Source organism: Rahnella ecdela, assembly GCF_019049625.1.
Taxonomy (GTDB): domain Bacteria; phylum Pseudomonadota; class Gammaproteobacteria; order Enterobacterales; family Enterobacteriaceae; genus Rahnella; species Rahnella ecdela.
On record NZ_JAFMOY010000122.1, the window covers coordinates 48,194 to 70,581 of the forward strand.

A 22,388-nucleotide genomic window follows, 5' to 3' on the forward strand; every position below is an offset into this window, starting at 1 on the left:
TCATCGCGACTGGATTTGACCAGCGGTAAACGGAGTCAGTTATGCAGTTCTCCAAAATGCACGGCCTGGGAAACGATTTTATGGTCGTTGATGCCGTCACTCAAAATGTCTACTTCTCGCCTGAGTTGATCCGCCGTTTGTCCGATCGTCACCGTGGCGTGGGTTTTGACCAGCTGCTGGTGGTAGAGCCACCTTATGACCCCGAATTAGATTTTCATTACCGTATTTTCAATGCAGACGGCAGCGAAGTGGCGCAGTGCGGCAATGGCGCGCGGTGCTTTGCCCGCTTTGTCCGCATTAAAGGTCTGACCAACAAACGCGATATTCGCGTCAGTACGCAGACTGGCCGCATGGTGCTGACGGTAACGGAAGATGAAGAAGTTCAGGTCAATATGGGTGAGCCGGTGTTTGAACCGCAACAGGTTCCTTTCCGTGCAGCGAAACCGGAAAAGACCTATATTCTGCGTGCAGAAGAGCGCACAGTATTCTGCGGCGTAGTGTCGATGGGAAACCCGCACTGCGTATTGCAGGTCGAGGACGTGTTAACGGCAGAAGTCGATGTCCTCGGGCCGTTGCTGGAAAGCCACGAGCGTTTTCCCGAGCGTGTGAACGTGGGGTTCATGCAGATCCTCAGTCCGGAAAGCGTGAAATTGCGCGTGTACGAACGGGGTGCCGGTGAAACACAGGCGTGCGGAAGTGGTGCTTGTGCCGCTGTTGCAGTCGGTATCCAGCAAGGGTTACTTGCTGAAGAAGTTCAGGTGGAACTGCCGGGAGGCAGCCTCGAAATTCGCTGGAAAGGGCCGGGTCACCCGCTGTATATGACCGGACCTGCCACTCATGTTTACGACGGATTTATTCATCTATGAACAATCTTGATGACCAGATTGAACCGGTGATAGCACTCGACGACGACAGCGTGATGCAATATCTGCTGCAAAACCCGGATTTCTTTATTCGCAATGCCCGCAGTGTCGAGCAGATGCACGTACCGCATCCGGTGAAAGGCAGCATTTCGCTGGTTGAATGGCAGCTCGGACGTCAGCGTCATCAGATTGCGCAGCTTGAAGAAGAAATTACCTTGCTGATGGAGCAGGCCTCGATCAACGAATCGTTGTTCGGACGGATGATCGAGTTGCAGGCCACGCTCGCGGCGGCCAGTAGTTTGCAGGATATGCTTAACCGCCTGCAACGCTGGGCGCGCAGTCTCGGACTGGCGGGCGCCAATGTGCGTCTGTTCAGTGAAGGCTGGCGTATCGGTGCCCCTTCTGATTTCACCCATCTGGCGGTGAGTCGCGGGGCGTTTGAATCAATGCGTATTCAGCGGCTGGGTGAAACCCCGCACTATCTCGGCGGCCTGAATGGTCCTGAACTGTTGCTGCTATTGCCGCAGGCCAAAGCTGTCGGTTCCGTCGCGCTTTCCCTGATGGGTGAGCAGGGCGAACTGGGCATGCTGATTTTCAGCAGCCGCGACCCGCAACACTATCAGCCGGGGATGGGCACGGTCTTACTCGATCAGCTGGCTAAAATGTTACCCGGCCTGCTGGAACGCTGGATAGAACGGGTATGAGCCACACCGAATCGCCTCTCTATCCCGCAGTGGAGGCGTTTCTGCGTTACCTGCACGTCGAACGTCAACTCAGTCCGCTTACCACCACCAATTACAGCCGCCAGTTAGAAGCCCTGATCGCCATTTCCGGCGAAATAGGTATTTCTCACTGGCAGCAACTCGATGCGCCAAAAGTCCGCATGTTACTCGCGCGCAGCAAGCGCGCCGGTTTAGGGCCTTCCAGTCTGGCGCTGCGCATGTCTTCGCTGCGCAGTTTTCTCGACTGGCTGGTGCGTCAGGGCGTATTAAGCGCCAATCCTGCCAAAGGGATTTCCACGCCACGCTCACCGAAACATCTGCCAAAGAATCTTGATGTCGATGAGGTGAATAAACTGCTGGAAATCGACCTCAACGATCCGCTTTCCGTGCGTGACCGCGCGATGCTGGAAGTGATGTACGGCGGCGGACTGCGTCTTTCTGAACTGGTGGGTATCGACTGTAAGCATATCGATATGGCCTCCGGCGAAGTGCGCGTGTTGGGTAAAGGCAGTAAAGAACGCAAGGTGCCGATCGGGCGCACTGCCGTCACCTGGCTCAAGCACTGGCTGGAACGCCGCGCTGATTTTAATCCGCAGGATGACGCGATGTTTTTGTCGAGCAAAGGCAGCCGTATTTCTGCGCGGAATGTTCAGAAGCGTTTTGCCGAATGGGGCGTGAAACAGGGCGTCAACAGCCATATTCATCCGCATAAACTGCGTCACTCGTTTGCCACGCATGTACTGGAATCCAGCGGTGATTTACGCGCAGTACAGGAACTGCTGGGCCACGCGAATTTGTCCACGACACAAATCTATACCCATCTGGACTTTCAACATCTGGCGACGGTTTACGACGCCGCGCATCCCCGCGCAAAACGAGGAAAATCATGATGAAGTTCTATCGTCCGCTGAAACGCATTGAAGCGATCACTTTCGATTTAGACGACACGCTGTATGACAATTACGATGTTATTCGTCGTACCGATTCTGAAACGCTGAAATCGATTCAGGGTTTCCATCCGTCACTGGCTGAAATGGCACCGGACACCATCCGCCTGATGCGTGCAGAATTGCTGGCAGAGGACGCTGAGATTTATCACGACGTCACCGAATGGCGTCGTCAGGCCGTATTGCTGGCAATGACGCGTGCGGGCCTGAGCGAAAGTGACGCGAAACTCGGCACAAAAGCCGCGATGGAAACCTTCGCCCTGTGGCGTAGCCGGATTTATGTGCCGGGAGAAAATCACGACGCGCTGGCCTCTCTTGCCGAACGCTGGCCTTTAGTGGCGATCACCAACGGCAATGCCGATCCGCACGCCTGCGGTCTGGCGCAATATTTCCAGTTTACCTTGCGTGCGGGCGATCATGGACGGGCGAAACCTTACGCCGACATGTATAAAAAGGCGTCGATGAAGCTGGATATTCCGCTTGAAAACATCCTCCATGTAGGCGATGACCTGACGACGGACGTCGCGGGTTCCGTGCGTTGCGGCATGCAATCGTGCTGGATTAATTTGCGCGAAGGCGACCTGATGCACATTAAGGATGCCCGCCTGTTACCGCATATTGAGATTTCGCAGTTGGCATCGCTGACAGCATTGCTATAATCCCTTCTTAAATTACTCTGTATAAATTCACAGTAGAAAAGCATTCACCTGGTGAGTGCTTTTCTCATCCTGACAAACGGTGCCTATGGACGTTTCTGACCTGCTCGACAGCCTGAATGAAAAACAACGTGAAGCCGTGGCCGCGCCGCGCAGCAATCTGTTGGTGCTGGCCGGGGCAGGCAGTGGCAAAACCCGCGTGCTGGTTCACCGCATTGCATGGCTGCTGGCAGTAGAAAAGTGCTCGCCATATTCCATTATGGCGGTCACCTTCACCAACAAAGCGGCGGCGGAAATGCGCCACCGTATCGACCAGCTGATTGGTACCAGTCAGGGTGGCATGTGGATTGGGACCTTCCACGGCCTTGCGCACCGCTTGCTGCGTGCGCACCATCTGGACGCTAATCTGCCGCAGGATTTCCAAATCCTCGACAGCGACGACCAGATGCGGCTGATTAAGCGCTTGATCAAAGCGCTGAACATCGACGAGAAACAATGGCCGCCGCGTCAGGCGATGTGGTACATCAACGGCAAAAAAGACGAGGGTTTGCGCCCACAGCACGTTGAAACGTATAACAATCCTGTCGAAGCGACCTGGTTACGCATTTATCAGGCCTATCAGGAAGCCTGTGACCGCGCCGGGCTGGTGGATTTCGCCGAGTTACTGCTGCGCGCCCATGAACTCTGGCTGAACAAGCCGCATATTTTGCAGCATTATCGCGAACGCTTTACCAACCTGATGGTGGACGAATTCCAGGACACCAACAGCATTCAGTACGCGTGGATCCGTCTGCTGGGGGGCGACAACAATAACGTGATGATCGTCGGCGACGATGACCAGTCGATCTACGGCTGGCGCGGGGCGCAGGTCGAAAATATTCAGCGCTTCCTGAAAGATTTCCCGAATGCGGAAACCATCCGTCTGGAGCAGAACTACCGCTCGACCAGCACCATTCTGAAAGCCGCTAACTCGCTGATTGAAAACAACAACGGTCGTATGGGGAAAAACCTGTGGACCGAAGACGGCGAGGGTGAACCGATTTCACTGTATTGCGCATTCAACGAACTGGATGAATCGCGGTTTGTGGTTAACCGCATCAAAACCTGGCAGGACAACGGCGGTGCACTGAAAGATTGCGCCATTCTTTACCGCAGCAATGCCCAGTCGCGTGTGCTGGAAGAAGCGTTGTTGCAGATGGCGATGCCTTACCGAATTTATGGCGGGCAGCGATTCTTCGACCGTCAGGAAATCAAAGATGCGCTGGCGTATCTGCGCCTGATGTCCAACCGCAATGATGATGCGGCGTTCGAGCGCGTGGTGAACACCCCGACGCGCGGCATCGGTGACCGCACGCTCGATGTGGTGCGCCAGACCGCCCGTGACCGTCAGCTGACCATGTGGCAGGCTACGCGTGCGCTGTTACAGGAGAAGGTGCTGGCGGGCCGTGCAGCGTCTTCCCTGCAACGTTTCACCGAACTGGTGGACGCGCTGGCACATGAAACGTCAGACATGCCGCTGCACGTGCAGACTGACCGGGTGATCAAGGATTCCGGCCTGTTCATTATGTATGAGCAGGAAAAAGGCGAAAAAGGTCAGGCGCGAATTGAAAACTTAGAGGAACTGGTGACGGCGACGCGTCAGTTCAGCTATCAGGATGAAGACGAAGACCTGATGCCGTTGCAGGCGTTCCTGTCGCATGCTGCGCTCGAAGCAGGTGAAGGGCAGGCGGATGCCAATCAGGATGCCACCCAGCTGATGACGCTGCACTCGGCGAAAGGTCTGGAATTCCCGCAGGTGTTTATCGTCGGGATGGAAGAAGGCATGTTCCCGAGCCAGATGTCGCTGGAAGAAGGCGGTCGTCTGGAAGAAGAACGTCGTCTGGCCTACGTTGGCGTCACCCGCGCCATGCAGAAACTGACCCTGACTTACGCCGAAACCCGCCGCTTATACGGCAAAGAAGTCTCACATCGTCCGTCGCGTTTCGTTGGTGAATTACCGGAAGATTGTGTCGAAGAAGTCAGGATGCGCGCCAACGTGTCACGCCCGATGAGCAACCGCAGCGTTGGCACGCCAACCAGCGTCAGCGATACCGGTTTCAAACTCGGTCAGCGCGTCACGCATCCAAAATTCGGTGAAGGCACCATCGTCAACATGGAAGGCAGCGGCGAACACAGCCGGTTGCAAGTGGCGTTTCCGGGCGAGGGGATCAAGTGGCTCGTTGCCGCCTACGCCAGGTTAGAAGCCGCAAACTAGCTTACTGGTGCTTTTGAGCTTGGGCAGTGCTCGCAATCCTCACGTACTTTAGTACGCTCCGGTTGCTGCGCGCTGTCCGCACTCAAAAGCCCTGCGCCGCTGACGCTTGCACAGCGGTGTATTAAAGGGCGAAAACCTCACCCACTTCGGCTTTCGCATACCATTCCAGCGTTTCTTTTACGCCTTCTTCGCCTTCCGGCGGCGTGCCTGACAGATAGTCTTGTTCCTGCACGGGCTGATACGCGCCATGTTTCACTTCAAAAATCACGCCACCTTCGTCGAGGGATAACACGCTGTGCCAGGTATTGGCCGGGATTTCCAGCAGACGGGTTTCTGCGCCGAGCCACAGACGGTCGGTGACTTTACCGCTGTTATCGTAAATCAGTACCAGAAAACGTCCGCGCAGGGCGGTCAGCATTTCCCAGGTGTGCGGATGGCGGTGGATGCGCACATATGTACCCGGTTCCATCGCAATTGCCAGACGTTGCACGTCATCTTCCGGTGCCGGATGGATATTCAGATTCTGGCGCAGTCGCGGGGAATGAGCGGCTTTGGTGATCAGATCACACAGCGTGTCCTGGTTTATTTGTTTAATCATTTCAGTCTCTGCCTGAGAAGCCTGGTATCGGAGAAATACGGTGTCTGAGTGTAGCCAAAAAAACGGCCAGACATAAGCCGGGAAAGGTTATCAATACCGCCTGAAATTTATGCATTAATGTTGCCAGAATAGATTTGTTGGCGGTTGACAGTCTTTTTATTACCGTCGTAACATGCGCGCACTATTATCAATGAGGAACTGCGCCTTGGACACACCCAGTAGATACTGGCTCAATAACCTGTTTTCCAGGTACCACTTCTAAGGCCCTCCTCATTGCTGATGGCCTTAGTGGTTGTCAGCGACCCCCGTTCTGTCGCTGTGAGTCAGATCTGAATTTGGTCTGAATTACGCCGGTGACTTTTTTCACTCCGTGATTTTCTGTGCTTCAACGCGTTGTCCACTTTCCGTAATTTTTGGGAGAACGGGCACATGCTGAGTGCTTTTAAATTAGAAAACAGCCGCTTATCCCGTTTAGAGCTGGACGAGTCAGACGATCTCAAAACTTCACTGTGGGTCGATCTGGTTGAGCCTGACGAGCAGGAACGTGAGCGCGTTCAATGTGAATTAGGGCAAAGCCTGGCGACGCGTCCTGAACTGGACGACATCGAAGCCTCTGCGCGTTTCTTTGAAGACGAAGACGGTCTGCACATTCACTCCTTCTTTTATTACGAAGATGCCGAAGACCATGCGGGCAACAGCACCGTCGCATTTACCGTGCGCGAAGGCCGTCTGTACACTCTGCGTGAGCGCGAATTACCGGCATTTCGCCTTTACCGTATGCGTGCCCGCAACCAGAAACTGGTCGATGGAAATGCTTATGAATTGCTGCTGGATTTGTTCGAAACCAAAATCGAACAGCTGGCGGACGAAATTGAAAATATTTACAGCGATCTGGAAAAACTCAGCCGCGTGATTATGGAAGGGCATCAGGGCGACGAATATGACGCCGCGCTTTCCACGCTGGCAGAACTGGAAGATATCGGCTGGAAAGTCCGTCTGTGTCTGATGGATACCCAGCGCGCGCTGAATTTCCTGGTGCGTAAAGCCCGTTTACCGGCAGGTCAGCTGGAGCAGGCGCGCGAAGTATTACGCGATATCGAATCCCTGCTGCCGCACAACGAATCCCTGTTCCAGAAAGTGAACTTCCTGATGCAGGCGGCGATGGGCTTTATCAACATCGAGCAGAACCGCATCATCAAGATTTTCTCGGTGGTATCCGTCGTATTCCTGCCACCAACGCTGGTGGCATCCAGCTACGGGATGAACTTCGAATTCATGCCTGAGCTGAAATGGTCATTCGGTTATCCGGGTGCGATTGCACTGATGATCCTCGCCGGTCTGGCACCTTATCTGTACTTCAAACGTAAAAACTGGTTATAACCGGACAGACAAAATTTCTCCCTCTCAGGCGCATTCTGAGAGGGAAATTCCTGCGTTGTTTCCCCCTGCGGTTCCCACCGGTGTTTGAAATATGTTAATAAAGAGCGTTGAATTCTCTTAACTACAGACCAGAACCCATGTTGATGGAAAGGATGGCTCCGGCGGGCCAGTGGTTTATCCTCGTTGTTGCCTCGCTTGTCCTGGGCATTATTTTTCAGACCTTCCATGTGCCAGCCGCACTGTTACTGGGGCCGATGATTATCGGCGTCATCATGGGGCTGCTGGGCGCCAGCGTGCGTATCCACCCGCTATTTTTCAAAATATCTCAGGGCATTTTGGGTTGTATGATTGCCCAAAGCTTGTCGCCATCGATATTACCCCCGTTACTCAATGACTGGCCGCTGGTGCTGATGGTGCTGGTCGCCACGCTGCTCGCCAGCGGACTTTCCGGTTGGTTGCTGGTGCGTTTTAGCCAGCTACCCGGCCCGACCGGTGCGTGGGGTTCATCCCCCGGCGGTGCCAGTGCGATGGTGGCTATGGCCGGTGATTTCGGGGCAGACGTGCGTCTGGTGGCGTTTATGCAGTATCTGCGCGTGCTGTTTGTTGCCACGGCTGCCGCATTTGTAGCGCGTATGGCGATGGGCGACAGCGCGTCGCTGGCGGCTGCGGTCGTGTGGTTTCCGCCTCTGACGTGGCGCTTTTTCGCCACGCTATTTCTGGCGCTGGCGGGCGTCTGGCTCGGGCCGCGCCTGCGTATTCCTTCCGGCGCATTACTGCTTCCGGCGGTGGTCGGTGCGGTCTTACATTCCACCGGAACCGTGACCTTAGAGGTGCCTGAATGGTTACTTGCGATGGCTTACACGCTGATTGGCTGGAGTGTCGGATTGCGGTTCACGCGTCCTATTTTCAAACTGGCATTGCGCACGTTGCCGCAGATGATTGCGTCGATTATCGGGCTGATGCTGATTTGCGGCGGTATGGCGTGGGTGCTGACCAAATTGCTGGGTGTGGATATGCTGACGGCGTATCTGGCGACCAGCCCGGGCGGGCTGGATACCGTGGCGATAATTGCGGCGGGCAGTCATGCGGATTTAGGGTTTGTGATGGCGATGCAGACGTTGCGTTTGATCACCATCCTGGCAACCGGTCCGGCGATGGCGCGCTTTATTTCACGCAGCGCTGTGCCCGCGTCCTCCTCGACGTAAACGGCCCTGCGTATAAAGCGCGTCGGTGATAAAGCACAGCAAGCCCACCCAGATAAACCCAAAGGTGATGAGCTGCGACGTATTGACGGTTTCACCGTAAAACACCACCGCCAGCAGGAACATCAGCGTCGGGCCGAGATACTGGAAAAAGCCCAGCGTTGAAAGCTTCAGGCGGGCGGCGGCGGCGGTGAAGAACAGCAGCGGAATGGTAGTAATAATCCCGGCAGCCATCAGCAGTAAATCCAGCGGCCACGGATTGGCGGCCAGATTGCTGGTCGGACTGTTGGCGATAAAGAACAGGTATATTCCCGCAACCGGCAGCAGCCACAGCGTTTCAATCAGCATACCGGTTTGCGAATCCACACCGATTTTTTTACGCAGCAGACCGTAAAAGGCAAACGTCAGTGACAGCCCGATGGCGATGATTGGTACCGAACCAAAAATCCATACCTGCACCAGTACCCCGGCAAAAGCCAGCGCGACGGCAAACCATTGTAAACTGCGGAACCTTTCCCGCAAAAACAGCATACCGAGCACCACATTCACCAGCGGATTGATAAAGTAGCCGAGACTGGCTTCCAGAATGTGATCATGATTTATCGCCCAGATAAAAATCAGCCAGTTCCCACCGACAAGCAGGGCAGTAATCAGTAACATGCCGACTTTCTTCGGTTGTCCCAGTACCCGCCGGACATCGCCCCAGCTGCGGCTGACGGAGAGCAGCACTAACATAAAGAAGAATGACCAGATCACCCGGTGAGTCAGAATTTCGTCAGCAGGAACCTGTTTGATCAGCTTGAAGTACGCGGGTGCGACTCCCCAAATTAGATAGGCGATGAAGGCAAAAATAACACCTTGCCGGGTACGTTGTGCGTCCATGAGGTACCTGAAAAAAAGTAAGGAAAGAAGCGGAGTTTACCTGATTTCAGCCGACCATATAGGTCGCCGTGGTCGTGGCAATGTGAACGCCGGTCTCGTTGTGCAGATCGACACGCGCCACAGAAACTTTATTGCCTGCGCGCACCAGGCTTGCCGAAGCAATAAAGTAATCACCACGGCCCGGACGCAGATAATCCACGCGTAAATCAATAGTGCCCATCTTTGACAGCCGCTGGCGCATTTCCGCTTCCAGCAACGGGTGATCGGGTTTGTCGCGGCGGATAAGCGAACTGGTCACACACACCAGACCGGCAGCGACATCCAGCACCGCCGCAATCACGCCGCCGTGCAGAATTCTTTGTGCGGCATTGCCAACCAGTTTGGTCTGGTTGGTAAATTTTAATTCTGCGTAGTCGCAGTCGAGACGTTTCAGCTCGAGGCCCAGTTCGCGGTTAAACGGCATATCGTAGACGAAAATATTGCCGATCAGTTGCAGGGCAGCCTCGTGGCTGAGAGATGAAGCAGACATGAATGAATTCCTGACGAAAACGAGTGGACCGTATGTTCGCCGAAAAAGTTAACGAAGTGTTGATTTTAGGTGCGACAGAAAGGGATTACTACCTGACGAACGATAAATGTATTACATATTCATGTGGAAATGTATTCGAGTGTAAAATACTCTGCTGCGAGATTTTTCTGCTTTTAGCCAGTAAATGACGGAACAGACAGCGGGATTATTTCAAAAAATAATTAATCAATAACTTAGGGTGAGGGTAAGGAATAATGCGTATAAATTGGGCTGTCGGGGCCACATTGTTGGCGTTGCCATTAGCAGGCTTTGCAGAAGAAGCCACGGTACAGGAAGTGCATGATAAACCTGCTGTGCGCGGAAGCATTATTGCGAATATGCTGCAGGAGCACGACAATCCGTTCACCTTGTATCCTTACGAACCTAACTTCCTGCTGTATACCGATACCAGCAATATCAATAAGAAAGCGATTCAGTCTTATGACTGGGCAAATGAAGCAAAGCATGATGAAGTGGAATTCCAGCTCAGTCTGGCGTTCCCTCTGTGGCGCGGTATTGCGGGTGATAACTCGGTTCTCGGTGGATCTTATACACAAAACTCTTTCTGGCAGCTTTCCAACCGCGCCGGGTCTTCGCCTTTTCGTGAAACCAACTATGAACCGCAGCTCTTCCTCGCCTGGGCGACGGATTATGATTTCCTCGGCTGGACGCTGCGTGAAGCAGAATACGGCGTTGTCCATCAGTCTAACGGCCGCTCAGACCCGACTTCCCGCAGCTGGAACCGTGTTTATGCCCGTTTCATGGCGCAACACGGCAACTGGCAGGTGGATTTAAAACCCTGGTACCGCATCCCTGAAAGCGATGAAAACGACGATAACCCGGACATCAACAAATACATGGGCTATTACCGCCTGAAAGTCGGTTATGCGTGGGGCGACAGCGTGTTCAGCGTGGAAAGTCGTTACAACTGGAATACCGGTTACGGCGGAGCAACCACTGGCTGGAGCTACCCGATTTCCAAGCAGGTTCGCTTCTATACTCAGGTCTTCAGCGGGTACGGTGAATCCCTGATCGACTATAACCACAAGCAAACCCGTATCGGCGTCGGTATCATGCTTAACGACATTATGTAATTCCCGCCATACGTCTGGTTGCAGTTGCGTTAGCGGCATTGCGGATAATTTAGGGTATATTATGTCGGTGCAGTACAGCCCCGGCGGCTTTTGGGCTTAGCCGGGTGGTTTGAACAGTTGGGGAATTGAGTGTCTACGGCGGCAGTGATAAACAAAGAAGAGCTGGCTCATCAGGTATTACGCGATACCTTCGGCTATCAGCAATTCAGACCAGGCCAGCAAACTATTATCAACACCGCCATTTCTGGCCGGGATTGTCTGGTAGTGATGCCAACAGGCGGCGGTAAATCGCTGTGCTATCAAATCCCTGCACTGGTGATGGATGGCCTGACGTTGGTCGTTTCGCCGCTCATTTCCCTGATGAAAGATCAGGTCGACCAATTGATGGCGGCGGGCGTTGAAGCCGGCTGCCTGAACTCGACCCAAACCCGTGACCAACAGCTGGAAGTGATGGCCGGTTGCCGCGCGGGGCGGATCAAAATGCTGTATATCGCGCCGGAACGCCTGATGATGGGCGATTTCCTCGAACAACTGCAACAGTGGAATCCGGCGATGCTCGCCGTGGATGAAGCTCACTGTATTTCCCAATGGGGTCACGATTTCCGTCCGGAATACCGTGCGCTCGGCCAGCTGAAACTGCGCTATCCGCAGTTACCGGTGATTGCGCTGACCGCAACCGCCGATGAAGCCACCCGTAACGATATTGTCCGTCTGCTGGAACTGAACGATCCGCTGATTGAAGTCAGCAGTTTCGACCGTCCGAATATCCGTTATACGCTGGTGGAAAAATTTAAGCCGCTCGATCAGTTGATCCGCTTTGTGCAGGATCAGCGCGGCAAAAGCGGCATTATTTACTGTAACAGCCGCGCTAAAGTGGAAGACACTGCCGCCCGCCTGCAAAGCCGCGGGCTGAGCGTCGGCGCGTATCACGCCGGGCTGGATAACGAAACGCGCGCCCGCGTGCAGGAAGGTTTTCAGCGCGATGACCTGCAAATTGTGGTCGCTACCGTCGCGTTTGGCATGGGCATCAACAAACCTAACGTGCGTTTTGTGGTGCACTTCGATATTCCGCGCACCATTGAATCTTATTATCAGGAAACAGGCCGTGCCGGACGTGATGGCCTCCCTGCGGAAGCCGTACTACTTTACGATCCGGCCGATATGGCCTGGCTGCGCCGCTGTCTGGAAGAAAAACCGGCTGGCGCGCAACAGGATGTGGAACGTCACAAACTCAACGCGATGAACGCGTTTGCCGAAGCGCAAACCTGCCGCCGTCTGGTGTTGCTCAATTACTTTGGCGAAGGTAAACAGAACGCCTGTGGTAACTGCGACGTGTGCCTGGATCCGCCAAAACGCTACGACGGTTTGCTGGACGCGCAGAAAGCGCTGTCAGTCATCGCACGCGTCGGGCAGCGTTTTGGTCTGGGTTATGTGGTCGAAGTGCTGCGCGGCTCGAACAATCAGCGTATCCGCGAATACGGTCACGAAAAGCTTTCGGTTTACGGTATTGGCAAAGAACACAGTAACGAGCACTGGACCAGTGTGGTTCGCCAGCTCATCCACCTCGGGCTGGTGATGCAAAATATCGCCATGCATTCCGCGTTACAACTGACTGAATCGGCACGTCCGGTGTTGCGCGGCGAAATCCCGTTACAGCTGGCGGTACCACGAATTCAGACGCTGAAGATTAAAAGTACTTCCCGCCAGAAAACGTACGGCGGAAACTACGATCACAAGCTCTTTGCCAAATTGCGCAAACTGCGTAAGTCGCTGGCGGATGAAAATAACGTGCCGCCATACGTGGTGTTTAACGACACGACGCTGCTGGAAATGGCTGAGCATCTGCCCGTCAGTCCGAGCGATTTGCTGGATATCACGGGCGTCGGGCAGCGTAAGCTGGAGAAATTCGGGCGACCGTTTATGACCATGATCCGTGACCATATCGATAACGGCGACGAATAAGAGTTCTGTTCCCTACCTACACATAATACAGAGAGTTAATCATGCTGATGTTATTCCTGACGGTTGCGATGGTTCATCTGATCGCGCTGATGAGTCCGGGGCCGGACTTCTTCTTTGTTTCACAAACCGCTGCCAGCCGGTCGCGTAAAGAAGCCATGATGGGTGTGATTGGCATTACGTTGGGCGTTCTGGTCTGGGCCGCCGTTGCGCTGATGGGCTTACATTTAATTCTTCAAAAAATGGCCTGGTTGCATCAGATTATTACCGTCGGCGGTGGCCTGTATTTGTGCTGGATGGGCTGGCAGTTGCTGAAATCCGCACGTGCTAAAAAGCAAAGCGGCGATGATACAACGGTGGCCTTGCCTGCCCGTGGTCGCACGTTTATGCGCGGACTGCTGACCAATCTTTCGAATCCTAAAGCCGTAATTTATTTCGGCAGCGTGTTCTCCATGTTTGTTGGTGACAGCGTCAGCGGCGGCGAGCGTCTGGGCATATTCCTGCTGATCGTTGTTGAAACCCTGGCATGGTTCTCGTTAGTGGCGCTGGTTTTTGCCCTGCCGAAAATGCGTCGCGGGTATCAGCGTTTAGCAAAATGGATTGATGGTGTGGCGGGCGTGGTGTTTGCAGGTTTTGGCATCGCGCTGATCATGAACCGTTAATCAGAAAAATTTTTAAAAAAAAGGGTTCGGTTGATACCGAACCCTTTTTGCATTCTGAAAGATTATACCTTTCTGGCACTCGCCAGCAGCACACCGACCAGCATAAACAGCGAGCCGAAAATGCGGTTCAGCAACTGCATCTGTTTCGGGGCTTTTACCCAGTTGGCGATTCGGGTGGCCAGCGTCGCGTAACCAATCATCACAATGATATCGACCACGACCGTTGTCGTGCCCAGTACCACGTATTGTGCAGCCTGCGGCTGGTGAGCAATGATAAACTGTGGGAATAGTGCGGCAAGAAACACAATGCTTTTTGGATTGGTAAGGTTCACCAGAATGGCGCGTTTGAACAGACGACGACGCGGCATACTGCTTGCGAGCGCGTTCAGGTCAATCGCACCGGCAGAACGCCACTGGCAAATACCCAGCCAGATTAAGTATGCCGCACCGAGCCATTTGAGAATTTCAAAGGCCATCAGTGATGATGAAATCAGCGCGCCCAGCCCGATACCCACCAGCACGATGTGGATGGTCAAACCGAGCTGTAAGCCGGCAATCGATGCCACGGCACCACGATAGCCGTGGCTGATGCCCGTACTCATGGTATTAATCGCGCCGGAACCGGGTGATAAACTTAAAATAGAAGTGGTGAGCAGGTAGGTTAACCACCAGTCCAGTGTCATTGCGAGACTCCCTGAGTACGTTTTAGGTTGTTTTATGGCACAATACGCCATTGTCTATAATTGCGCTATAACTCACAAATAACACTTTCTTCCTCTCCGTTTGACGACTCTGGATCATTGAATGCCTGTGAATTTTGCGAAGTGGTTAACACGTGAGAAGGAGTTTGCAGCCTTTGCGACCGGGCCTTTGCTGGATTTCTGGCGGACACGCGAAGAAGGTGAGTTTAGCGGCGTTGATGATGTGCCTATCCGCTACGTCCGGTTTTGTTCCCCTGAGCACGATAAAGTCATCGTGGTGTCACCGGGGCGTATAGAAAGCTACGTAAAATATCCTGAAGTGGCTTACGATTTATTCCATTGCGGCTACGATGTCATGATTATCGATCACCGCGGGCAGGGGCGTTCCGGGCGTATGCTCGACGATCCGCATTGCGGCCATGTGAAGCACTTTGACGATTATGTGGAAGATTTCGACCGCTTTTATCAGCTGGAGATTGCGCCGCGTCAGTACACTAAAAAGTTTGCGCTGGCACACTCCATGGGCGGTGCGATCCTGGCGCTGTACCTGGCGAAAAATCCGCAGAATTTCGATGCCGCGGCGTTACTCGCACCGATGACCGGTATTTATTTGCCGATGCCGGACTGGTTATCCCGCCGCATTCTTAACTGGGCAGAGAATCGTCCGGTTCGTCGCGATGGTTATGCGCTGGGTACGGGACACTGGCGGCCGCTGCCGTTTGTGGTCAACCAGCTCACGCACAGCCGCGCACGTTATCGCCGCAATCTGCGTTTTTACGCGGATTACCCTGAGTTGCAGGTCGGCGGACCTACCTATCACTGGGTGCGTGAAGGAATTGAGGCGGGGATGCATATCCTCAAAGAAGCCGAAAAAATCTCCACTCCTGTTCTTTTATTGCAGGCGAGCGAAGACCGTGTGGTGGATAACCGGTCCCATCTTGCTTTTTGTCAGGCCATGGCCGTTGCGGGGCACCCTTGTGAAGGGGAAAAACCGCTGGTCATCGAAGGCGCGCGCCATGAGATCCTGTTTGAACGGGACGACCTGAGGGCACAGGCGCTGGACGCTATCATGCGCTTTTTTGCGCGACAGCATTAATCCGCGGTTCGCCGCGCACAACTCCATCAGAGGTTAGAACCTAACGCTATGTACCATGTTGTTGCTTCCGATTTAGATGGCACGCTGCTATCACCTGATCATACCCTGAGCCCGTTCGCCAAAGAGACGCTGAAACTGCTGACACAGCGCGACGTGCATTTTGTGTTCGCCACCGGGCGTCACCATATCGACGTGGCGCAGATGCGCGACAATCTGGAAATCAGTGCGTACATGATCACCTCCAACGGTGCGCGCGTGCATAATACCGACGGCGATCTGATTTTCTCGCACAATCTGGATGAAGACATCGCCAGAGATCTGTTTGGCATCATGCATAACAACCCGGATATTCTGACCAACGTTTATCGCAACGATGACTGGTACATGAACCGTGACCGCGCAGATCAGGACGATTTCTTCCGCGAATCCGTTTTTAAATACAAACTGTTTGAACCGGGTTGGCTGGAAACCGATGGGATCTGCAAAGTGTATTTCACCTGTGAAGATCACGACAAACTGCTGCCGCTCGAAGAAGCGATCAATGCGCGCTGGGGCGACCGTGTTAACGTCAGCTTCTCGTTACCGGTGTGTCTGGAAGTGATGGCGGGTGGCGTATCGAAAGGCCATGCGCTGGAATATGTTTCCAAGCTGATGGGCTATTCACTGAAAGATTGCATCGCATTTGGTGATGGTCTGAATGACCTTGAAATGCTGACGATGGCCGGTAAAGGCTGTCTGATGAGCGGTTCGTTGCCGCGCCTGAAAGCCGCCATGCCGGATGCGGAAATCATCGGCTCCAACGCCGACGACGCCGTGCCGCATTACCTGCGCAAGATGTATCTGGCTGAAGAAAGCTGATCTGCTGTAAAACTAAAATCGTCATACCAAAGCAGGGCGTTTGCCCTGCTTTGGCTATCTTATTACCCGCTGAAATCAGCCATTTCTTGCCAGCTGCGCTTTGTGCTTATTCTCACTCAGCATGGTCAGCACCAGCAGCAGAACGGCCAGCACGCAACCCGCGATCATCACGATAAAACCGCCGTCCCAGCCAAAGTAATCCACGGTATAACCCACAATCGCGCTTGCCGCGACTGAGCCGCCCAGATAACCAAACAGACCGGTAAAGCCTGCCGCGGTTCCGGCTGCTTTCTTCGGTGCCAGTTCCAGTGCATGTAAACCAATCAGCATCACCGGCCCGTAAATCAGGAAGCCGATGGTGATCATACAGGCCATATCAATACCCGGATTGCCGACCGGATTGAGCCAATAAACCACCGTTGCGATAGTCACCAGCACCATAAAGAACACGCCGGTGGCGCCGCGGTTGCCTTTAAACACTTTGTCTGACATCCAGCCGCAAAGCAGCGTGCCGGGGATACCTGCGTATTCATAAAGGAAATACGCCCATGAGGATTTATCCAGCGCGAAATGCTTCACTTCTTTAAGGTAGGTCGGTGACCAGTCGAGAATGCCGTAGCGCAGCAGATAGACAAAAACGTTAGCCAGCGCGATATACCAGAGCAATTTGTTAGGCAAAATATACTGCATAAATATCTGTTTTGCCGTCAGTTCCTGTTCCGCAGACTCTTTTACATAGTCCGGCGGATAATCATTTTTGTACTCTTCAATCGGTGGCAGACCACAAGATTGCGGCGTATCACGCATGGTCATGAAGGCAAAGACGGCCAGCAGGATCGCGCCGAAAGCGGGCATATACAGCGCCGCGTGCCAGTCGTTAAACCATGCCATACCCAGCAGGAACAGCAACGGAGGAATACCGCCGCCGACGTTATGCGCGCAGTTCCATACCGACACCACGCCGCCACGTTCTTTCTGTGACCACCAGTGAACCATAGTGCGACCGCACGGTGGCCAGCCCATGCCCTGGAACCAGCCACACAGGAACAACAGCACGAACATAATGGCGATGCTTGACGTTGCCCAGGGCACGAAGCCCATAAACAACATCACCGCTGCGGCCAGAATCAAACCGGCGGGTAAAAACACGCGCGGATTAGAGCGATCAGAGACCGAACCCATAATGAATTTTGAGATGCCGTACGCGATGGAAATCCCGGACAGCGCAAACCCGAGATCGCCACGGGAGAAGCCCTGATCAATCAGATAAGGCATGGCCAGCGCGAAATTTTTGCGCACCAGATAGTAGGCCGCATACCCGAAGAAAATCCCCATGAAGATTTGCCAGCGGAGACGGCGGTAAAGCGGATCGACGTGAGCCTCATCAACAGGAGCTTTGTGGGGCGCGGGTTTAAAGATACTGAGCATAAATGCCTCCGATGGCATAAATCAGGTCGGACTCATCATGAGCCACGGATGAAATGGCGGAGCAAAGGTGTTCCAAAACGAACATCATTTTAGCCATTCGCGCACAAACGAACTGTGATTTATGACGGAATTGTTACATTTATATTACAGTGGAGGCGTCCTTTGTGAGAATGAGTAACAGTATAAGACAAAAAAGGCGGAGCCTGAGCCTCGCCTTTTCGCTTTACCACGCCTGAAATTACTGAATTTTCAGGGTGTTGATAATCGCTTCTGCATCGGTCTGCGCCTGCTGCTGATTATCTGCCGGCAGGGTGATTTGCATGGTCAGCAAATGGCTGTCGACTTTGCCCAGTACGATGGAAGAATAGGCTTTCTGACCCGCAGAGGTGATCACGGTGTCCAGTTGCTGCAATGTCTGACCATTCACCTGAATAGATTTATTGGTCACAATCTGCAGATTAGTATCACGGGCTTTCTGCTGATCCTGTAAACGACCCGCCAGAACGTCCAGCGATTCGGTGGTGTTATCACCCAGGATCACAATCACGGCTTTCTGACCGGTGCTGTCAGCGTACACGTGCATATTGTTTGCCTGAGTGCCCAGCTTGCCGCTCTGGTCGCTCATTCCCTGCGGCAGGGAAAAGGTGACTTTACCTTCCAGCAGGCTGACCGGCGCGGTCGCTGCCGCTGCTGTGGCCGCGGGCGCACTTTTATCTGCGGCAGGTGCGTCGGTGGTTTTACCGTCACACGCAGCCAGACCGGCGATCAATACTGCCATTCCCATCATTTTCGCGATATTACGCATCGGGCTTCCTTAAGTGGCCTGTTCACCAGGCTTACATGTTGACTTAACAGCCTTTATGGCAACCTATTCAGGCCACAAATGCAAGTCAGATTATGGCGCGATTTGTGTCTTACAGCGTACTTATTTAGTGCGCGCGGACGGCAGAATGCGGGTTATTTCCCTGCGCGGATAAACGCTTAAGCAGCATATTCAGCAGCATGCCGTACATCGGCAGGAAGAACACCAGGCAGATCAGCACCTTGAATGTGTAATCCACCATCGCGATTTCCACCCAATGCTGCGCCATAAAGGCATCGGTACTTTTGTAGAAAGCGATAAAGAAGAAGGACAGCGTGTCGCTGATATTGCCGAGGAACATCGAGGCCACCGGCGCAATCCACCAGCGGCGGTTCTGGCGCAGGCGGTTGAATACGTGAACGTCGAGTATTTGCCCCAGCACATAGGCCATAAAACTGGCGGTGGCGATCCGGGCAACCATGATATTCAGGCTGCTGAGCCCTTGCGCGCCTTGCCACTGTGCTTCAAAGAATAGCGCCGAGATGACATAGGAAATTGCCAGCGCAGGCACCATCACGGAAAGGATGATCCGTCGTGCCAGCGGCGCGCCGAATATACGCACGGTCAGGTCAGTGGCCAGAAAGATGAACGGGAAAGTGAACGCACCCCAGGTGGTATGGAAACCAAAAATGGAAACGGGCAACTGAACCAGATAGTTACTGGAAGTAATAATGGCAATGTGGAATAGCGAAAGCCATATCAGCGCGGAAAACCGCTGCTGAGCAGTAAAGGAGTACATATATGTGACCTTTTTTTATTAGCAGATTGGGGTGAGGGAACCCAAGAATATTTTTACTTTCGCAGCGATTATCGCGTGCGGCGCGCATAGTACCTGTTTGCGCACCGTTTGCGCAACAGATCCAGCGGTTAATTTTAGCGCAATGAGCCGTGTTTGTTGCGCCAGAAAACCAGCGGGTTAAACTATCCGCCTTTGCCAAACAACCGCCCATTCACGTAGGTAGATGTTGAGACACGAAATGACCGACCCCTTTATCAATCCCGACCATCAGCTTGATGCGCTGGGGCTGCGTTGCCCGGAACCTGTAATGATGGTTCGCAAAGCGGTACGCACCATGAAAGATGGCGAAACGCTGCTGATCATCGCCGATGATCCGGCAACGACCCGCGATATTCCCGGTTTCTGCCGTTTTATGGAGCATACGCTGCTGGCATCGGATACCGAAAACCAGCCGTATCGCTATTTATTATGTAAAGGTCTGGTCGAAAAACAGGGCTGAATGTTCAGCCCCATATTGGTTACTTCGATTTATTGCGCAACAGCCTTAGCGCATTGGCGGTGACCAGCGCTGTTGCGCCGGAATCCGCCAGCACGGCCAGCCACAATCCGGTCAGCCCCATCAGCGTGGTGACCAGGAAAATCGCCTTCAGCCCCAGCGCAATCGTAATGTTCTGACGGATATTTGCGCGGGTAGCGCGTGAAAGGCTGATCATCTGCGCCAGCCCGCTCAGGCGGTTGTGCGTCAGCGCCGCATCTGCCGTTTCCAGCGCGACGTCCGTTCCGCTTCCCATTGCAATACCAATGGTCGCGGCTTTCATCGCCGGTGCATCATTGATGCCGTCACCGACCATCGCTACCGGTTTCTGCGTATTCAGCGCGGTGACTGCCGAAACTTTATCCGCAGGCAGCAAGCCTGCACGGAAATCAATGCCCAGCCGGTCAGCGATGGTTTTTGCCGCACGCGGATTGTCACCGGTCAGCATCACCGCCGACACGCCGAGGGTTTTAAGTTTCTGCAGGGCTTCTGCGGCGTCATCCCGCAGGCGATCCTGCATCGCAATCAGGCCTATCGCGCTATCTTCCTGCAACACCACTACCACAGTTTTCCCGGTGGATTCCCAGTCATTAATTCGCGCAAGAGTCTCTGTTGTCAGGCTGTTTTCTGCCACACTTTTCGGCGCGAGCACCTGAATTTTACGGCCAGATACGATACCTTCAACGCCTGAACCTGTCAGCGCCCGGCGATCCTGCGCTGTGAGCGGTGACGGATTACTGGTTTTTGCACGGGCCAAAATCGCCTGCGCCAGCGGGTGATGGGAACCTTCCTCCACCGCCGAGGCCAGGCTTAACACCTCGCCTTCACTGGCACCGTTCAGGGTTAAAACGTCGGTGACTTCCGGCTTACCTTCCGTAAGCGTACCGGTTTTATCCAGCGCGACGGTTTGGATCAATGCCAGTTGTTCCAGCGCCGCGCCGCCTTTGATTAATGCACCCTGACGCGTGGCCGCTGCCAGTCCGGAGGTGATCGCCGCCGGAGTCGAAATCACCAGCGCACAAGGGCAGCCAATCAGCAGTAATGTCAGCCCGCGATAAATCCAGGTTTCCCACGAAAGCCCCATTGCCAGCGGAGGAACGATAATCACCAGCAGCGCCATCAGCATAATGACCGGCGTGTAATAGCGGCTGAAAGTATCGAGGAAACGCTCGATAGGCGCCCGGCGTTCGTCAGCTTCTTCAATCAGTTGCAGAATGCGGTCGATGGCGCTGTTACCGGGCGCGGAGGCCACTTCCAGATGCGCGAGCCGGTCAACGCACAGGCTGCCTGCGGGGACTTTTTCTCCGGGCATGCGGTCGACGGGGACTGATTCACCGGTCAGGGCACTTTCGTCGAAACTGGCGGCGCTTTGCAAAATGGCGTCGGCAGGCAGACGTGCGCCTGCGGCGATTTCAATCACGTCACCGGGAAGCAAACTGCTGACCGGCACGGTTTCAGATTTGCCATTTACCACACGCACGGCGGTATCGGGGATCAGCGCCATCAGCGATTTCACACCGCTGCGAGCCCGGCTGGCGGCAAAAGATTCAAGACGTTCGCCGACCATAAACAGCAGCAGCACCATCGCTGCTTCAGCGGTGGCACCGATAAATAGCGCACCAATCGCAGCAATGCTCATCAGTGTTTCGATGGCGAACGGTGAACCTGCGCGGGTCTGGCGGATAGCCTGGCGAAGTACCGGCCACAATCCCACCAGCGTCGTGGCAATAAACGCCATTTCACCCATTTGCGGGTTGAAATGATCGAGCACCCAGCTCAGCAGCATCAGAACCGAAAGGGCGATCAGCGGCAGCGCCTCTTTCAGACGTGATTCTTCCGGTGGCGGGGTGTTTTGTTTGTTATCGAGAGATTGCAGGGTGAAACCTGCAGCAGTAACGGCATTCTGCACGTTTTGCGTGATATCAAAACCGGCATCAATGACCAGTTTTTCAGTAGCAAAAAGCACTTTGGCGCGGCTGATACCGTCAATGCCGGACACGGCTTTTTCGATTTTGCGGGCACACGCCGGGCAATCCATTCCTTCCACTTTCCAGCTGTATTGCTGGCTGCCGGAAAGCGGCGTGCTGGGGTCATCTTCGCCCGGCGAGCCTTCAGCGCTGCTGTCATCTGAGGTGTGTAAGTGCTCACCTGTCTTCGGGGCGCAGCAACTGTCAGAGGTGGACGCGCAAGCCGAAGCCGCCAGCGGGGCTTTGTCACTGCAACAGCTGGCAGGATGTGTGCCGGACTGCACGGGCGTGCTGATTTTGTTGATATGCAGTGCAGGCGCGCGTTTGCCCTGACATCCGCAGCTACAGCTGTTGTTATTTTTCATTGGGATCATAAAGCCTCCGGTTCGAAACCGAGTGGAATTACTCCCATTGT

The 22,388-nt window shown here is 54.1% G+C and carries 22 protein-coding genes; 14 read left to right on the forward strand and 8 right to left on the reverse strand.

All coding sequences use genetic code 11. From position 1 onward, the window contains the following. Window positions 1–41 precede the first annotated feature (41 nt). From dapF to uvrD, 5 genes are all read left to right on the forward strand, one after another. Complete coding sequence (gene dapF, locus J1784_RS09715) at window positions 42–866, forward strand: diaminopimelate epimerase (protein WP_217149021.1); 825 nt, start codon at window positions 42–44, stop codon at window positions 864–866. Further along, window positions 863–1,567 carry a DUF484 domain-containing protein gene (locus J1784_RS09720; protein WP_217149022.1) on the forward strand — a complete coding sequence of 235 codons (705 nt, stop codon included), beginning with the start codon at window positions 863–865 and terminating at the stop codon, window positions 1,565–1,567. The genes dapF and J1784_RS09720 overlap by 4 nt, the downstream gene beginning before the upstream one ends. Continuing rightward, window positions 1,564–2,475 carry a tyrosine recombinase XerC gene (xerC, locus tag J1784_RS09725; protein WP_217149023.1) on the forward strand — a complete coding sequence of 304 codons (912 nt, stop codon included), beginning with the start codon at window positions 1,564–1,566 and terminating at the stop codon, window positions 2,473–2,475. Before J1784_RS09720 ends, xerC begins: the two co-directional genes overlap by 4 nt. Beyond that, window positions 2,475–3,191 carry a 5-amino-6-(5-phospho-D-ribitylamino)uracil phosphatase YigB gene (gene yigB / locus J1784_RS09730; RefSeq protein ID WP_217149094.1) on the forward strand — a complete coding sequence of 239 codons (717 nt, stop codon included), beginning with the start codon at window positions 2,475–2,477 and terminating at the stop codon, window positions 3,189–3,191. The genes xerC and yigB overlap by 1 nt, the downstream gene beginning before the upstream one ends. A gap of 85 nt (window positions 3,192–3,276) precedes the next feature. Then, window positions 3,277–5,442, forward strand: coding sequence for a DNA helicase II (uvrD, locus tag J1784_RS09735; protein ID WP_217149024.1), 2,166 nt, complete (start codon window positions 3,277–3,279; stop codon window positions 5,440–5,442). Between the two features lie 121 nt (window positions 5,443–5,563). Here uvrD and J1784_RS09740 read toward each other — a convergent pair whose 3' ends face one another. Further along, the gene (locus J1784_RS09740; protein WP_217149025.1) at window positions 5,564–6,040 is read right to left on the reverse strand and encodes a WbuC family cupin fold metalloprotein; all 477 of its coding nucleotides are present in this window, start codon (window positions 6,038–6,040) and stop codon (window positions 5,564–5,566) included. 205 nt (window positions 6,041–6,245) lie between these two features. On the opposite strand from J1784_RS09740, the gene ysgD reads away from it, so the two are divergent. From ysgD to J1784_RS09750, 3 genes are all read left to right on the forward strand, one after another. Next, the gene (ysgD, locus tag J1784_RS26875) at window positions 6,246–6,302 is read left to right on the forward strand and encodes a YsgD/CorL family protein (protein ID WP_369921081.1); all 57 of its coding nucleotides are present in this window, start codon (window positions 6,246–6,248) and stop codon (window positions 6,300–6,302) included. Between the two features lie 167 nt (window positions 6,303–6,469). Then, window positions 6,470–7,420 carry a magnesium/cobalt transporter CorA gene (gene corA, locus J1784_RS09745; RefSeq protein WP_104924058.1) on the forward strand — a complete coding sequence of 317 codons (951 nt, stop codon included), beginning with the start codon at window positions 6,470–6,472 and terminating at the stop codon, window positions 7,418–7,420. Between the two features lie 152 nt (window positions 7,421–7,572). After that, on the forward strand, window positions 7,573–8,625 hold the full coding sequence (locus J1784_RS09750; RefSeq protein ID WP_420803963.1) for an AbrB family transcriptional regulator: 1,053 nt from the start codon (window positions 7,573–7,575) through the stop codon (window positions 8,623–8,625). On the opposite strand, the gene rarD is transcribed toward J1784_RS09750, so the two are convergent. Continuing rightward, complete coding sequence (gene rarD / locus J1784_RS09755) at window positions 8,590–9,504, reverse strand: EamA family transporter RarD (protein ID WP_217149027.1); 915 nt, start codon at window positions 9,502–9,504, stop codon at window positions 8,590–8,592. The genes J1784_RS09750 and rarD overlap by 36 nt on opposite strands. A 46-nt stretch (window positions 9,505–9,550) precedes the next feature. Beyond that, complete coding sequence (locus J1784_RS09760) at window positions 9,551–10,033, reverse strand: thioesterase family protein (protein ID WP_217149028.1); 483 nt, start codon at window positions 10,031–10,033, stop codon at window positions 9,551–9,553. A 254-nt stretch (window positions 10,034–10,287) separates the two neighbouring features. Between J1784_RS09760 and pldA the strand changes: the two genes are divergently transcribed. The 3 genes from pldA (at window position 10,288) to rhtC (ending at window position 13,787) form a co-directional block, all read left to right on the forward strand. Beyond that, complete coding sequence (pldA, locus tag J1784_RS09765) at window positions 10,288–11,166, forward strand: phospholipase A (RefSeq protein WP_217149029.1); 879 nt, start codon at window positions 10,288–10,290, stop codon at window positions 11,164–11,166. Between the two features lie 129 nt (window positions 11,167–11,295). After that, entirely contained in the window at window positions 11,296–13,128 is a 1,833-nt protein-coding gene (gene recQ, locus J1784_RS09770) for an ATP-dependent DNA helicase RecQ (RefSeq protein WP_217149030.1), read from the forward strand. Window positions 13,129–13,169: 41 nt separating this feature from the next. Further along, a complete protein-coding gene (rhtC, locus tag J1784_RS09775) occupies window positions 13,170–13,787 on the forward strand; it encodes a threonine export protein RhtC (RefSeq protein WP_217149031.1) in 618 nt (205 codons plus the stop codon). 62 nt (window positions 13,788–13,849) lie between these two features. Here the strand turns inward: rhtC and rhtB are convergent, their stop codons facing one another. Next, window positions 13,850–14,470 (reverse strand): homoserine/homoserine lactone efflux protein, encoded by a 621-nt coding sequence (rhtB, locus tag J1784_RS09780; RefSeq protein WP_120134479.1) that lies wholly within the window; start codon window positions 14,468–14,470, stop codon window positions 13,850–13,852. Between the two features lie 121 nt (window positions 14,471–14,591). On the opposite strand from rhtB, the gene pldB reads away from it, so the two are divergent. Together pldB and yigL are read left to right on the forward strand one after the other, a co-directional pair. Beyond that, window positions 14,592–15,584 carry a lysophospholipase L2 gene (gene pldB, locus J1784_RS09785; RefSeq protein ID WP_217149032.1) on the forward strand — a complete coding sequence of 331 codons (993 nt, stop codon included), beginning with the start codon at window positions 14,592–14,594 and terminating at the stop codon, window positions 15,582–15,584. 48 nt (window positions 15,585–15,632) lie between these two features. Beyond that, complete coding sequence (gene yigL, locus J1784_RS09790) at window positions 15,633–16,442, forward strand: sugar/pyridoxal phosphate phosphatase YigL (RefSeq protein WP_217149033.1); 810 nt, start codon at window positions 15,633–15,635, stop codon at window positions 16,440–16,442. A gap of 75 nt (window positions 16,443–16,517) precedes the next feature. Here the strand turns inward: yigL and glpT are convergent, their stop codons facing one another. From glpT to J1784_RS09805, 3 genes are all read right to left on the reverse strand, one after another. Further along, window positions 16,518–17,870: a glycerol-3-phosphate transporter gene (gene glpT, locus J1784_RS09795; protein ID WP_217149034.1), complete on the reverse strand. Its 1,353-nt coding sequence runs from the start codon at window positions 17,868–17,870 to the stop codon at window positions 16,518–16,520. 238 nt (window positions 17,871–18,108) lie between these two features. After that, the gene (locus J1784_RS09800; protein WP_217149035.1) at window positions 18,109–18,675 is read right to left on the reverse strand and encodes a DcrB family lipoprotein; all 567 of its coding nucleotides are present in this window, start codon (window positions 18,673–18,675) and stop codon (window positions 18,109–18,111) included. A 124-nt stretch (window positions 18,676–18,799) separates the two neighbouring features. Beyond that, complete coding sequence (locus tag J1784_RS09805; RefSeq protein ID WP_217149036.1) at window positions 18,800–19,471, reverse strand: 7-cyano-7-deazaguanine/7-aminomethyl-7-deazaguanine transporter; 672 nt, start codon at window positions 19,469–19,471, stop codon at window positions 18,800–18,802. A 238-nt stretch (window positions 19,472–19,709) separates the two neighbouring features. Here J1784_RS09805 and tusA point away from each other — a divergent pair, with 238 nt between their 5' ends. Next, a complete protein-coding gene (gene tusA / locus J1784_RS09810) occupies window positions 19,710–19,970 on the forward strand; it encodes a sulfurtransferase TusA (RefSeq protein ID WP_217149037.1) in 261 nt (86 codons plus the stop codon). Window positions 19,971–19,989: 19 nt separating this feature from the next. Here the strand turns inward: tusA and J1784_RS09815 are convergent, their stop codons facing one another. Continuing rightward, window positions 19,990–22,347, reverse strand: a complete 2,358-nt coding sequence (locus J1784_RS09815) for a zinc/cadmium/mercury/lead-transporting ATPase (protein WP_217149038.1) — start codon at window positions 22,345–22,347, stop codon at window positions 19,990–19,992. Window positions 22,348–22,388 lie beyond the last annotated feature (41 nt).

Bases quoted from the DNA above. Each gene is read 5' to 3' on its own strand.
- rhtB (WP_120134479.1), bottom strand. From the start codon at position 14,470: ATGACACTGGACTGGTGGTTAACCTACCTGCTCACCACTTCTATTTTA.
- corA (WP_104924058.1), top strand. From the start codon at position 6,470: ATGCTGAGTGCTTTTAAATTAGAAAACAGCCGCTTATCCCGTTTAGAG.
- tusA (WP_217149037.1), top strand. From the start codon at position 19,710: ATGACCGACCCCTTTATCAATCCCGACCATCAGCTTGATGCGCTGGGG.
- rhtC (WP_217149031.1), top strand. From the start codon at position 13,170: ATGCTGATGTTATTCCTGACGGTTGCGATGGTTCATCTGATCGCGCTG.
- glpT (WP_217149034.1), bottom strand. From the start codon at position 17,870: ATGCTCAGTATCTTTAAACCCGCGCCCCACAAAGCTCCTGTTGATGAG.
- J1784_RS09800 (WP_217149035.1), bottom strand. From the start codon at position 18,675: ATGCGTAATATCGCGAAAATGATGGGAATGGCAGTATTGATCGCCGGT.
- J1784_RS09720 (WP_217149022.1), top strand. From the start codon at position 863: ATGAACAATCTTGATGACCAGATTGAACCGGTGATAGCACTCGACGAC.
- pldB (WP_217149032.1), top strand. From the start codon at position 14,592: ATGCCTGTGAATTTTGCGAAGTGGTTAACACGTGAGAAGGAGTTTGCA.
- J1784_RS09740 (WP_217149025.1), bottom strand. From the start codon at position 6,040: ATGATTAAACAAATAAACCAGGACACGCTGTGTGATCTGATCACCAAA.
- pldA (WP_217149029.1), top strand. From the start codon at position 10,288: ATGCGTATAAATTGGGCTGTCGGGGCCACATTGTTGGCGTTGCCATTA.
- yigB (WP_217149094.1), top strand. From the start codon at position 2,475: ATGAAGTTCTATCGTCCGCTGAAACGCATTGAAGCGATCACTTTCGAT.
- dapF (WP_217149021.1), top strand. From the start codon at position 42: ATGCAGTTCTCCAAAATGCACGGCCTGGGAAACGATTTTATGGTCGTT.
- J1784_RS09760 (WP_217149028.1), bottom strand. From the start codon at position 10,033: ATGTCTGCTTCATCTCTCAGCCACGAGGCTGCCCTGCAACTGATCGGC.
- rarD (WP_217149027.1), bottom strand. From the start codon at position 9,504: ATGGACGCACAACGTACCCGGCAAGGTGTTATTTTTGCCTTCATCGCC.
- J1784_RS09815 (WP_217149038.1), bottom strand. From the start codon at position 22,347: ATGATCCCAATGAAAAATAACAACAGCTGTAGCTGCGGATGTCAGGGC.
- xerC (WP_217149023.1), top strand. From the start codon at position 1,564: ATGAGCCACACCGAATCGCCTCTCTATCCCGCAGTGGAGGCGTTTCTG.
- yigL (WP_217149033.1), top strand. From the start codon at position 15,633: ATGTACCATGTTGTTGCTTCCGATTTAGATGGCACGCTGCTATCACCT.
- J1784_RS09750 (WP_420803963.1), top strand. From the start codon at position 7,573: ATGGCTCCGGCGGGCCAGTGGTTTATCCTCGTTGTTGCCTCGCTTGTC.
- J1784_RS09805 (WP_217149036.1), bottom strand. From the start codon at position 19,471: ATGTACTCCTTTACTGCTCAGCAGCGGTTTTCCGCGCTGATATGGCTT.
- uvrD (WP_217149024.1), top strand. From the start codon at position 3,277: ATGGACGTTTCTGACCTGCTCGACAGCCTGAATGAAAAACAACGTGAA.